Source organism: Thermodesulfobacterium sp. TA1 (genome assembly GCF_008630935.1).
In the GTDB taxonomy this organism is placed as follows: domain Bacteria; phylum Desulfobacterota; class Thermodesulfobacteria; order Thermodesulfobacteriales; family Thermodesulfobacteriaceae; genus Thermodesulfobacterium.
In genome coordinates this window covers 477,647-489,325 of the sequence record NZ_CP043908.1, presented here as the reverse complement: position 1 = coordinate 489,325, position 11,679 = coordinate 477,647, and the positions used below count along the sequence as shown (strand labels likewise).

Below are 11,679 nucleotides of genomic sequence, written 5' to 3'. Positions count from 1 at the left end.
TAAAGAAGGAGTTTTAAAATGGATGACAACTTTAAGATAGGTATCATCGGTGGAAAGGGGAAAATGGGTGAGTTCTTTACCAGGTTTTTTCAAAAAAAGGGTTATGAGGTCCTTATTTCAGATAAAAACACCAAACTTGATAACCGTAGCCTCTTAAAAGAAACTAAGGTTATCATCCTCTCTGTGCCGATGTCTGTTTTTCCCCAAGTAGTAGAAGAAATAGCAAACTTAACTACTGAAAAACATTGGGTTTTGGATGTGTGTTCGCTAAAATTGGAGCCGTATAAAGTAATGAGGAGCTTACTTAAAAAACCTGAGGTGTTGGCTACCCATCCGCTTTTTGGTCCCTATGAACCCTCGTTAAAAGGCAAAACCATCGCCTATTTTCCGATAAGAGGAAAAAACTTGTTAAAATGGTTTAGCCAAGTTATGTGTGAAGAAGGATTAAAATTAGTAAAAATACCCCCTAAGAAGCATGACCAGATTATGGGTTTGGTACAGGTGTTAAACCATTTTTGGTTAATTCTTTTAGGAAACCTAATCAAGCAGTCAGGTTTTACTCTTGAAGAAATAGTATCTCTGGCCACCCCCAGTTTTTTAAAACAGCTTGAAATTTTACAGAGGTTAGCCTATCAAGACGAAAAGCTTTATGGAAAGATTCAACTGGATAACCCTTACGGGAAAAGGTTTAGGAATCTCTTTTATAAACAGTGCCAAAAGCTAATCAAGGTCCTTAATTCTGACCAAGCACAAACCCTTTTTGAGACAAACTTTAAGGAGGTTAAAGCTTTAGCTAAGGAATTAGAAAACCTTTTGAAACCCCTGTCTCTTAACTAAATAAAGTAATAGACCTCCTGCGGCTATCATCCCCAAGCAAAGAACCTGTCCCATCGTCATCCAACCGAAAATAAGGTCAAAGCTTTGAGCAGGCTCTCTTAAAAACTCAAACAAAAACCTTAATATCCCATAACTTATCATAAAAATGGCAAATTTTGTTCCTGGAGCCCAATCTCTTTTTCTCAAACTCCAGAGGAAAAGGAATAATAACAGTCCGGTTACCAACCCCTCATAAACCTGTACCGGATGCCTTGGAACAGGACCGCCTTCAGGAAAAACCATACCCCAAGGTAAAGAGGTGGGCTTTCCGTAAATCTCTCCGTTGATAAAATTTCCTATCCTTCCAAAAAAAAGTCCGATAGGAGCGCAAACAGCTATTAAATCAGCCCACCACAAAAAGGATTGCCCTTTGCTTTTAACATACACATATCCGGTTAACAACCCTCCTATTAAACCTCCGTGAAAGGACATGCCTCCTTTCCACACCGCGATAATCTCCCAAGGATGGGTTAAAAAATAATCAGGATAGTAAAAAAAACAAAAACCTAACCTGGCACCTATTATCAGTCCTAAAAAACTGTAAAAAAGGAGGTTTTCTAAAAAAGGATAAAGATTGGTAAGGGCTCTTTCTTTTAGTTGATACCTGGTTAACATTAATACACAAAAAAAACTGATTACATACATCAACCCATACCAACGTGCCTCAAAAGGACCTATTTTAAAAATAACCGGATCAATTTGCGGATGTATAAGCATCACAAAGCTCCTTGATAACACATTTCTCACATTTAGGTTTTCTGGCTAAACATACCTTTCTTCCATGGGCCTGCAACAAATGAGGAAAAATAAACCATTCTTCCTTAGGCACTATTTCCATCAATTCTTTTTCTATTTTTTCTGGCTGATTAGACTTCACTAAACCAAGTCTTTGTGAAAGCCTTCTTACGTGGGTATCAACCGGGATACCTTCTACTATTCCATAAGCATTAGCCAGCACGATGTTAGCCGTTTTTCTAGCAACACCTGGGAATTCTAAAAGCTCCTCCATGGTTTTAGGAACTTCACCGTTGTGTTTTTCTACTATAATCCGGCAAGCCTCTTTTATATACTTTGCCTTTTGCTGATAAAATCCTGTGCTTTTAATGTCTTCGGCTAACTCCTCTAATGAAGCATTAGCAAAGTCTTCGGCTGTTCGATATTTTTTAAATAGCTTTTCTGTCACTTCGTTTACCCTTTCATCAGTACATTGTGCAGAAAGAATGGTAGCTACCAAAAGTTGTAAAGGGTTTTCAAATTTAAGGGCTATCTTAGCCTCTGGATAGGCCTCTTTAAGTTTTTTAACGATTAACCTTACTTTTTGGTAAAGGTCCATTAGACTTGCCTCCTATTTCTATAAGCCCTTGTATAAGTTTTTGGTGATAAGCTTTTTTTTCTTCGTCAGAGAGTGAAAAGGTTAAACCTTGAAACCCAAGGTTTAATTTTTGTTCTACCTCTTTAGCTCGATTAACCAATCTTTCGGTCAAAGACCTTTCTAAGGTTTCTACAGCATCAAAAAACTTAAGTAAACGTAAAAATTGTTTTTGGTTAAAACCCTCTAAAGAGGAGCCTTTTTCTAAAATTTCTTCAGCCTCAAGAACAAGTTTTTTCAATCTATCAAGAAGGGGTATCTGCACTTGTTTCCTAAGTTGTTCCTCTAAAAGTAAAAACTCCCAAGCTATCCTCAAAAGGTTTTCTTCTTTAAAGTCCCTATGAAGTAAGACTTCACGAAACCAAAAGGAAAATTCTTTGCGTAAAAGGTCTACCAAGTACATGAAATCAAATTCTTGATGATTAAAAAGGTTTTCTAATTCTTCCAAACTGACCCCTAAGTTTTTAAAGATTTCAGGGAGGTCCTGTTTTCGATAGATATGAACTAAAGCTAAGAAGAAGTGTTGAGGTCCAAACCCTACTTCCTTTTCTTCGAGAAAAAAACTGCCTTCACTCTCCACAAATTTTTGAAACACCCCTTTTATCCATTCTAAGGTATAAAACCCCATCTCTACTTTAAAACCTCTTTTTTTATCTCTGCTTTAATCTGGTTTATATCAGGAATTTCATTAAAACTTCCCTGTGCAAGAAGTTCTTTTCCACCTCCTTTAAGCCCAAAAGGTTGTAAAACCTTAAAAATTTTAGAAGCTGGATATTTTTCTCCCAAGTCCTTGGTAACCATACAAAGGGCTAAAGCCCCTTTTTCCTTTTCTCCTATCAACAAAACTACACAAGAACCTAATTTGTTCTTAAACCAATCACCTATTTCTCTTAGGTCTTCCATCTTTTCAGTCTTAAATGAGGTTACCAAAATTTTAATCCCGCCTACCTCTTCTACCTCAGAAAGTTTCTTTTCCAAGTCTTGCTTTAAGTCGAAACTCTTAAGACGTCTAAGCTCTTTTTCTTGTTCGTCAATAAGTTTTAAAAGACCTTCTATCTTTTTTTCTAATTCTTTAGGAGAGGTTTTAAGAAGATCGGCAAGGGTGGTAATCCGTTTTTCTTGGTTTTTAACCCATTGATAGGCTTTCATCCCAGCTACAGCCTCTATTCGTCTTATTCCTGAGGCTACACTGCTTTCTGAAACGATTTTTACTAAACCTATATCTCCTGTATGTTTAACATGGGTTCCTCCGCAAAGCTCCATAGAAATTTCATCGATTTTAACCACCCTTACGATATCCTGATATTTTTCCTCAAAAAGGGCTATTGCTCCCATAGCCTCTGCTTCTTCACGACTAACCCACATAAACTCTATAGGATGGTTTTCTAATACCCATCGATTGATAAGCTCCTCTACCTGGGTTATTTCTTCCTGGGTCAAACCAGAAAAATGGGTAAAATCAAACCTTAAGCGTTCTTCTTCTACTAACGAACCAGCTTGTTTTACATGACTTCCTATAACCTTTCTTAAGGCTGCATGTAAGAGATGGGTAGCTGTATGATGTCTGGCAATATGGGCTCTTCTTTCTGCATCTACCTTTAACCAAACCTCTTCGTTTTCTTTAAGCATTCCTTGAACTGGCTTAATCTTATGGTAGATAAGTTCTCCTACCTTATAGACCTCTAAAACCTGCGCCCTTCCCTCTTTACCTATCACCCATCCTTGGTCATAAACCTGACCACCGCCTTCTGGATAAAAAGGAGTAAGGTTAGTAATTAGGTAATAAAACCCTTGGTCTTCTTTTAAGACTAAAATTTTGGCTGAAGTTTCTAAGGTATCATACCCTATAAAAAGGGTTTGCAAGCCCTCTTTTACCTTTTCTTTTATAATTTCAGGCAGTTTTTCAAGGGTTCCTTTCCAGGTTTTTCTGCTTTCCTCTCTTGCCTTTTCTCTTAACTTCTCAAACCCTTCAATATCTAAATTAAAACCTATCCCTATAGCATAGTCTCTTACTAAATCATAAGGAAAACCATAGGTATCGTATAGTTTAAAAATAAGTTCTCCAGGGATAACCTTACTTCCCTTTTCTTTAAGCTTCTCCACTTCTCTTGCAAGGATGTTAAGACCCACCTCCAGGGTTTCTAAAAATTTTTCTTCTTCAAACTTGATAACCTTTTCTGCAAACTCCTGGTTTTGTAAGACCTCTGGATAGACGGAATTATATTCTGATACTACTGCAGGAACTATTTTATATAAAAAAGGTTCTTTTAAACCTAAAAGACGACCAAATCTCTCTGCCCTGCGGATGACCCTTCTCAAAACATAGCCTCTTCCTTCGTTAGAAGGGACTATTCCTTCAGCTAAGAGAAAGGTAGCAGCTCTTATATGGTCTGCTATAACCCTAAAAGCTACCTCAGTGTCCTTACTGTCTTTAAAACCCCTCCCGGTAATTTCGGCTATTTTATCCATAATTCCTTTAAAAAGGTCAGTCTCATAGTTAGAAGATAAGCCTTGAAGGACAGCGGTTATTCTTTCAAGCCCCATACCTGTGTCTATACAACCTTTGGGAAGGGGCTTTAATTCTCCCTTCTCGTTTCTTTCATACTGCATAAAAACCAAATTCCAAATTTCCAGGAAACGATCACAATCACACCCAGGACCACATTGAGGGGAACCACAACCAAAACTCTCTCCTTGATCAAAGATGATTTCTGAGCAAGGCCCACAAGGACCGGTATCTCCCATCATCCAAAAATTATCTTTTTCTCCAAGTCTTATAATCCTATCTTCAGAAAATCCTGTTATACTCTTCCATAAATCTGCCGCCTCGTCATCTTCTTTATAAACAGTAACGTATATTCTATCCTTAGGAAGCCCTAAAACCTGAGTAATAAATTCCCAAGCATAAGCTATGGCCTCCTTTTTAAAATAATCCCCAAAAGAAAAGTTACCCAGCATCTCAAAAAAGGTATGGTGTCTTGCAGTGTAGCCTACGTTTTCCAGGTCGTTATGTTTTCCTCCTGCCCTCATGCATTTCTGACATGAAGTAGCCCTCTTATAAGGTCTAGTCTCTTCTCCTAAAAAAACCTTTTTAAACTGAACCATCCCTGCGTTGGTAAAAAGAAGGGTTGGGTCGTCTACAGGAACTAAAGGTGAGCTTGGGACAACCTCATGACCTCTTTCCCTAAAAAATCGTAAAAATTTCTCTCTTATTTCAGAACCTTTCATCTTCTCACCCCATCTTAACTTTTAAACATAGCTTAACCTTTAAGGTTTTTTTAGAAGTTTTATTTTAGAAGTTTTTCAGCAATTTTCAATAAAATATCAAAAAATTTTTCTTTATTCTTGCTTTATTTTAAAGATATAGTAAATTTTTCTTCAAAGTTAATCACTTTATGTAGGAGGTATACTATGCTTGTACAAAACTTTTTGTTTACTTCTGAATCGGTTACCGAAGGCCATCCTGATAAGGTAGCGGATCAAATTTCAGACGCTATTTTAGACGCTATCTTAGAAAAAGATCCCTATGCTAGGGTAGCTTGCGAAACCTTAGTAAACACAGGTATGATACTTATTGCTGGGGAGATTACTACTGAAGCTCGGATTGACTATCCTACCATAGCCCGTGGGGTAGTAAAAGAGATAGGATATAACCATTCTGACTTAGGTTTTGACTACCAGACCTGTGCGGTACTTATTAGTATAGATAGACAAAGCCCAGACATTGCTATGGGAGTTGACAGAGACGGAGAGATAGGCGCCGGAGACCAAGGACTTATGTTTGGGTATGCTTGTGACGAAACACCTGATTTCATGCCTATGCCTATTTGGTATGCCCATAGATTGGCCATGAGGCTTGCTGAAGTAAGAAAAAAAGGCATTCTTCCCTTTTTAAGGCCAGACGGTAAAACTCAGGTAACTGTCCGGTATGAAGCGAGAAAACCGGTAGACGTACACACTATCGTTATCGCAGCCCAGCATGACCCTACGGTTACTTTAAAAGAATTGAGAGAAGCCATTACAGAAGAAGTAATCAAAAAAGTTATAGTCCCCGAACATTTAAGACCAGATACCAAAATCATCATAAACGGAACAGGAAGGTTTGTAATAGGAGGACCTTTAGCTGACTGTGGTATGACAGGAAGAAAAATCATTGTAGACACCTACGGGGGAAGAGGGCATCATGGAGGAGGTGCTTTTTCTGGAAAAGACCCAACAAAAGTAGACAGAACACCTTCTTATTACGGAAGATATGTAGCTAAAAATTTGGTAGCAGCGGGAGTAGCTAAGGAACTTGAAGTACAGGTAGCTTACGCCATAGGTGTACCAGAACCTTTAGCGATAAACGTCAACACTTATGGAACTGAAAACATTCCTGTAGAAAAAATTTTAGACATCATCAATACCCTTTTTAATTTTAGGCCTAAGCACATGATAGAATACCTTAACCTAAGAAGGCCTATTTTTAGAAAAACAGCTTGTTATGGACATTTCGGTAGAAATGAGCCTGAGTTTACTTGGGAAAAATTAGATATGGTAGAAAAGATTAAAGAACTTGCTGGTTTTGATAAATAACTGATTTAAGGAGGATAACTGCTGATGGAATATCATGTGAAAGACCTAAGTTTAGCAGACGAAGGACTAAGGCTTATAGAATGGGCTGAAATGGACATGCCTGTTTTAAGGCAGATAAGAGAAAGGTTTGCCAAAGAAAAACCCTTAAAAGGGGTCAGAATAGGTGCATGCTTACATGTAACCACAGAAACCGCTAATTTGGTAAGGACTTTAAAAGAAGGCGGAGCTGAGGTGTTTTTATGTGCTTCTAACCCTCTTTCTACCAAAGATGAAGTAGCTGCTGCCTTAGTAAAATATTTTGAAATTCCTGTCTTTGCTATCAGAGGCGAAGATAGAGATACTTATTACTCTCACATAAACGCAGTGCTTAACCAAAACCCTCAAATTACCATAGACGATGGTGCAGACCTGGTAAGCACTCTTCACAAAGAAAGACAAGACCAAGCTGAAAAAGTTTGGGGAGGTACAGAAGAAACCACCACCGGAGTTATCAGACTTAAAGCTATGGCTAAAGATGGTCTTCTCAAATACCCCATTATTGCAGTAAACGATGCCTTAACAAAACACCTGTTTGATAATCGTTATGGCACAGGACAGTCAACCCTCGACGGGATTTTGAGGGCTACCAATCGACTGCTTGCGGGAGCTGTTTTTGTGGTTTGTGGTTTTGGTTGGTGCGGAAAAGGACTTGCCATGAGAGCCAGAGGAATGGGGGCAAGGGTAGTGGTGACAGAAGTAGACCCACTTAAAGCTTTAGAAGCTGTGATGGAAGGCTATTTGGTAATGCCTTTAGATGAAGCCGCTGAAATAGGAGATTTTTTCTGTACGGTTACAGGCAATAAATCGGTAATACGAAAGGAACATTTCTTAAAAATGAAAGACGGAGCCATCGTCTGCAATTCAGGCCATTTTGACGTAGAAATAGACCTTAACTCATTAAAAGAAATCTCCAACCAAATAAGAACCGTCAGAAAAGAGGTAGAAGAATACACCTTAATCAATGGAAAAAGAATTTATGTCCTTTCTCAAGGAAGGTTGGTAAACTTAGCCTCTGCTGAAGGCCATCCTTCAGGGGTAATGGACATGAGTTTTGCCAATCAGGCATTGTCTGTAGAATATATCGTCAAGAACCATCATAATCTTCAGAAAACAGTTTATTCTGTGCCAGAGGAAATCGACAAAGAGGTTGCCAGACTTAAACTGGAAGCCATGGGTATTAAAATAGATACCCTTACCCCAGAACAACAAAAATATCTTACCTCTTGGGAAGAGGGAACCTAAAACTTGTTTACCGGACTAATAGAAGGAGAAGGTAAGATTACCTCCCTTCTCCCTGAGAAGGGAGGGCTTACTATCGAAATTCAACCCCCTTTTGATATAACCGATGTTAAAATAGGCGATAGCATTGCGGTAAACGGGGTATGTTTAACTGCTATCGAAGTCAAAGATAAAACCTTTAAAGCCCATGTTTCTCCAGAGACCTTAAACCGAACCACCTTTAAATACAAAAGACAAGGAGACTGGGTTAATTTAGAACGATCCCTCCGCTTAGGAGATAGGTTAGGAGGACACCTTGTTTCCGGCCATGTAGACGGCATAGGTAAAGTTTTAACCGTCAATCCTTTAGGAGAGTTTTACAGATTTTTGATAGAAATACCTGAGACTTTGGCGGTTTATTTAATAGAAAAAGGGTCTATTGCTGTAGACGGGATTAGTCTTACTATAAACAAAGTAATAGAAAATTCCTTTGAGCTTATGATTATCCCTCATACTTATCAGGTAACTACTTTAAAACGCCTAAAGCCCGGAGATTTGATTAATATAGAGATAGATATGATAGCTAAAATGGTGCACAAATGGCTTTCTCCCTATCTAAAAAAGGCAGAAAAAAGTTCTCAACTTTCTATAGAGTTTCTCAAACAACATGGATTTTTTTGATTTTATAACCTCTTGGAGAGTTTAAACATGGAAGTAGGGTTTGTAGGATTAGGACTTTTAGGACAAGCTATGGTAAAAAGGCTTTCTTCTCAGGGGGTAAAAGTTACGGTTTGGAACCGGTCTTTAGAAAAAGCTAAAGTTTCTGGGTTACCTTATGTAGAAACCTTGGAAGAGCTTATAGATAAAGAGGAGACTATTTTCTTATGTGTTAAAGATAGTCAAGCAGTTGAAGACCTTTTGACCCAAATGTCTCCATATCTAAAAGATAAAATTATCATAGATACCTCTACCAATTGCCTCTCTAAGGTTTTAGAATTTCATCGTTTTTTAAAAGAAAAAGGAGGTTTTTATTTAGAGTGTCCTGTTTTAGGAAGCGTTATCCCAGCAGAAAAAGGACAGCTTACCCTTCTTATAAGTGGAGAAGAAAAAGTTTTTGAAAAGGTTAAACCTCTTTTACAAATCTTATCCCAACGGTGTTTTTATCTCCAAACACCTGGTAAAGCTACCAAAGCTAAACTAATCAACAACTATCTTTTAGCCTTGATTATGGAGGCTTTAGCTTCTGCCATAGTTTTAGGAGAAAACATAGGGTTTAACAAAGAAGAACTTTTAAACATATTAGAAAACGGGGCGGGAAATTCTTATGTGTTAAAGGTTAAAAAAGAAGCCCTGCTAAAAGAAAACTTCATCCCTCATTTTTCTTTGGAAAACTTGATAAAAGACTTAAACTACGCTGAAGAACTTTTTAAAACCTTTTCAGGAATAGCCTTAGAAGGAGCTTTGGTAAAAGAACTATACAGAATTGGGATTAATTTAGGGTTAAAAGATAAAGATTTTTCGGCTATATATTATGTTTTAAAAAGTCTACAAACTCAGACATCTGGATAAAATTAATCCTCAAGGAGTCAACTATCAGAAAATAGGAATTAAACATGAGAGACCTCCAGAACAGGGAACTTAGAAAAAGCAGGATTAAAGAAAGTTTTTTTTCTACAAATTGCATAGATAACTCTTATAAGTTTGTTTACAACTGCTATCATAGCTTTCTTATAACTGCCAAAGTTTTTCTTCTTACGTATAAAATAGGATCTGAAGTAAAAATTCCATTTTACTACACCTACCGCCATCTGGAAAAGAACATTTCTGAGAAAGCTCGACCCTTGCTTAGATATGCTCATCTTAGCTTTATACTTACCAGATTGTTTTGTTACTGGGTCTGTGCCCGCAAACTTTATGAGCTTTTTGGCATTAGAAAATCTTTTTACGTCTCTGATTTCAGCCAAAAAGAGACTTGCAAGTTTAGAGGAAATACCTTTTATAGAGGAAATGAGCTTAATTTGTTCTTGCTGGTCTTCATCCATTTTCTCTACAAGCATCTCTTCAAGCTTTTTTATTCTTGGCTCAAGGAAAAAGAGTTTTTCGATGTAGATGATAAGAGTTTGAGAGAGATAAGGATTGTCAACCCCGATAGAGTTTTTAGCAAGGTTTATGACTTCATCGGGAGAAAAGGAAGGGGTTTTACCTTTAGGAACAGAGGATTTAATAATTTCGGAAATTTCATTTGGTTTAGCTTTTTTAAGGGTTTTAGCAGAGGGGAATTTAAGGAGTATGTTAAGGAAGGAGTGGGAGTAAATATTAAAGTGCTTTTCAGCTTCTGGGAAAAGAACAGTGAGGGCGTATTTGATTTGAGTTTTAGCTTCAGCAAGTTCATGTTTAAGTTTTTGGATAAGACGAGAAGCACTACGGAGTTCAGAGTTTTCAGGATAGGATTTAAGGAATTCAGGGTTATTAAGAGCGAAGAGTGCAAGGATTTTGGCATCTTTTGTGTCGTATTTAGAGGGGTTGTTAGCGGAGATAAATTCAAAGAATCTGTGGACGATTTTAGGGTTAAGGATGAAGGTTTGGATATCTTTTTCAACGAGGAAGCAGTAAAGGGGGATGTGGAACCTACCAGAGGATTCCATAACAACGATAGGGTCAGAGAGGGTTTTGAGAAGGTTAAAGAAATCAGAGAAGCCTTGAAGAGACATAGAGAGTTTGCCGGAGGAGAGGGTTTTAGCTTCATGGTTAAGGATGCAGAAGTGGAAGTTATCTTTAGAAATGTCAACACCGATGTAATGGGTCATGATGCTACCTCCTTTTTAAGATTTTTGTCCCTCACACCATCCTCCCGAGTAGCTGGGGCTTTGGTAGCCCAACCAACTTATCGGGTGTTGAGGGACAGAGGGACATACTCCTTAAGAGGCTCAAAGGCCTACCAAAAATGGAGTCCCTGTCCCTCTCTAACTTATAAGCTTTTGTTTTATTATACAAAACAAAATGTGTTAAACAAACCTTAACATAAAAATTGCAGGAGGAGGGAAGATGAAGCTTAATCCAGAGTTAGAAATAATAGAAGCTTTAGCTAAACAAATACTGGTGGCAGCACGCACCGCTCCTAAAGCCAAGGGGGTAGATGACTTAGTTTTTGGTTTGATTACCGACCCCGCAGAAAAAGAAAAACTGGCCCAAGAGATGGAAAAAATCGCTGAAGAAAAAGGTGCAGCCTTTAAGTTTTTTAAAAGAGATGCTGACAATGTAAGAAATTCGGAAGCGATTATCTTGATAGCCCTTAATTTTACTAAACCCTTAGGGATGGACTGTGGAATCTGCGGATTTAAATGCGAGGAATTGATGAAACAAGAAAAAAGTCAGCTTGATTTTGATGGGCCTGTTTGCGGAATAAAACTTTTAGACATGGGAATTGCTTTAGGTTCAGCTGTGGCTAAGGCTAAAGACCTTTGTGTAGACAATCGGATCATGTATACCATAGGCGTAGCAGCTAAAAGATTAAACCTGATTAAAGGGAACGTAATCATGGGAATACCCTTAAGTGTAAAAGGAAAGAACATCTATTTTGACAGGCCCCCTTTAAAATAAAG

General features: G+C 37.9%; 12 protein-coding genes. 7 read left to right on the top strand and 5 right to left on the bottom strand.

Annotated features, from left to right (window positions below):
* Window positions 1-18 precede the first annotated feature (18 nt).
* On the top strand, window positions 19-837 hold the full coding sequence (locus tag F1847_RS02580; protein ID WP_150071548.1) for a prephenate dehydrogenase/arogenate dehydrogenase family protein: 819 nt from the start codon (window positions 19-21) through the stop codon (window positions 835-837).
* Here F1847_RS02580 and lgt read toward each other — a convergent pair.
* The 4 genes from lgt to alaS are packed head-to-tail and all read right to left on the bottom strand — an operon-like array spanning window position 802 to window position 5,473.
* The gene (gene lgt / locus F1847_RS02575; RefSeq protein ID WP_150071547.1) at window positions 802-1,593 is read right to left on the bottom strand and encodes a prolipoprotein diacylglyceryl transferase; all 792 of its coding nucleotides are present in this window, start codon (window positions 1,591-1,593) and stop codon (window positions 802-804) included. The genes F1847_RS02580 and lgt overlap by 36 nt on opposite strands.
* Window positions 1,571-2,209 carry an endonuclease III gene (gene nth / locus F1847_RS02570; RefSeq protein WP_150071546.1) on the bottom strand — a complete coding sequence of 213 codons (639 nt, stop codon included), beginning with the start codon at window positions 2,207-2,209 and terminating at the stop codon, window positions 1,571-1,573. Before nth ends, lgt begins: the two co-directional genes overlap by 23 nt.
* Entirely contained in the window at window positions 2,175-2,873 is a 699-nt protein-coding gene (locus tag F1847_RS02565; protein WP_150071545.1) for a hypothetical protein, read from the bottom strand. The genes nth and F1847_RS02565 overlap by 35 nt, the downstream gene beginning before the upstream one ends.
* Before the next feature lie 2 nt (window positions 2,874-2,875).
* Complete coding sequence (gene alaS, locus F1847_RS02560; RefSeq protein WP_150071544.1) at window positions 2,876-5,473, bottom strand: alanine--tRNA ligase; 2,598 nt, start codon at window positions 5,471-5,473, stop codon at window positions 2,876-2,878.
* Between the two features lie 183 nt (window positions 5,474-5,656).
* On the opposite strand from alaS, the gene metK reads away from it, so the two are divergent.
* Genes metK through F1847_RS02540 form a run of 4 tightly spaced genes read left to right on the top strand, consistent with a single transcriptional unit; the run spans window position 5,657 to window position 9,646 of the window.
* The gene (gene metK / locus F1847_RS02555; RefSeq protein WP_150071543.1) at window positions 5,657-6,820 is read left to right on the top strand and encodes a methionine adenosyltransferase; all 1,164 of its coding nucleotides are present in this window, start codon (window positions 5,657-5,659) and stop codon (window positions 6,818-6,820) included.
* A 24-nt stretch (window positions 6,821-6,844) separates the two neighbouring features.
* Window positions 6,845-8,101, top strand: a complete 1,257-nt coding sequence (ahcY, locus tag F1847_RS02550; protein WP_150071542.1) for an adenosylhomocysteinase — start codon at window positions 6,845-6,847, stop codon at window positions 8,099-8,101.
* Window positions 8,102-8,104: 3 nt separating this feature from the next.
* Window positions 8,105-8,758, top strand: coding sequence for a riboflavin synthase (locus tag F1847_RS02545; RefSeq protein ID WP_150071541.1), 654 nt, complete (start codon window positions 8,105-8,107; stop codon window positions 8,756-8,758).
* Window positions 8,759-8,785: 27 nt separating this feature from the next.
* Window positions 8,786-9,646: an NAD(P)-dependent oxidoreductase gene (locus F1847_RS02540; protein WP_150071540.1), complete on the top strand. Its 861-nt coding sequence runs from the start codon at window positions 8,786-8,788 to the stop codon at window positions 9,644-9,646.
* 38 nt (window positions 9,647-9,684) lie between these two features.
* On the opposite strand, the gene F1847_RS02535 is transcribed toward F1847_RS02540, so the two are convergent.
* Window positions 9,685-10,884, bottom strand: coding sequence for an IS110 family transposase (locus F1847_RS02535; RefSeq protein ID WP_150071129.1), 1,200 nt, complete (start codon window positions 10,882-10,884; stop codon window positions 9,685-9,687).
* Here F1847_RS02535 and F1847_RS02530 point away from each other — a divergent pair.
* A complete protein-coding gene (locus tag F1847_RS02530) occupies window positions 10,840-11,097 on the top strand; it encodes a hypothetical protein (protein WP_150071130.1) in 258 nt (85 codons plus the stop codon). The two genes, F1847_RS02535 and F1847_RS02530, sit on opposite strands and share 45 nt — an antisense overlap.
* 25 nt (window positions 11,098-11,122) lie before the next feature.
* Window positions 11,123-11,677, top strand: a complete 555-nt coding sequence (locus F1847_RS02525; protein WP_150071539.1) for a ferredoxin domain-containing protein — start codon at window positions 11,123-11,125, stop codon at window positions 11,675-11,677.
* The last annotated feature ends 2 nt before the right edge of the window (window positions 11,678-11,679 follow it).

What these genes read in the sequence shown, in the direction of transcription:
- F1847_RS02580 (WP_150071548.1), top strand. Translation starts at nt 19, where the DNA reads ATGGATGACAACTTTAAGATAGGTATCATCGGTGGAAAGGGGAAAATG.
- lgt (WP_150071547.1), bottom strand. Translation starts at nt 1,593, where the DNA reads ATGCTTATACATCCGCAAATTGATCCGGTTATTTTTAAAATAGGTCCT.
- nth (WP_150071546.1), bottom strand. Translation starts at nt 2,209, where the DNA reads ATGGACCTTTACCAAAAAGTAAGGTTAATCGTTAAAAAACTTAAAGAG.
- F1847_RS02565 (WP_150071545.1), bottom strand. Translation starts at nt 2,873, where the DNA reads ATGGGGTTTTATACCTTAGAATGGATAAAAGGGGTGTTTCAAAAATTT.
- alaS (WP_150071544.1), bottom strand. Translation starts at nt 5,473, where the DNA reads ATGAAAGGTTCTGAAATAAGAGAGAAATTTTTACGATTTTTTAGGGAA.
- metK (WP_150071543.1), top strand. Translation starts at nt 5,657, where the DNA reads ATGCTTGTACAAAACTTTTTGTTTACTTCTGAATCGGTTACCGAAGGC.
- ahcY (WP_150071542.1), top strand. Translation starts at nt 6,845, where the DNA reads ATGGAATATCATGTGAAAGACCTAAGTTTAGCAGACGAAGGACTAAGG.
- F1847_RS02540 (WP_150071540.1), top strand. Translation starts at nt 8,786, where the DNA reads ATGGAAGTAGGGTTTGTAGGATTAGGACTTTTAGGACAAGCTATGGTA.
- F1847_RS02535 (WP_150071129.1), bottom strand. Translation starts at nt 10,884, where the DNA reads ATGACCCATTACATCGGTGTTGACATTTCTAAAGATAACTTCCACTTC.
- F1847_RS02525 (WP_150071539.1), top strand. Translation starts at nt 11,123, where the DNA reads ATGAAGCTTAATCCAGAGTTAGAAATAATAGAAGCTTTAGCTAAACAA.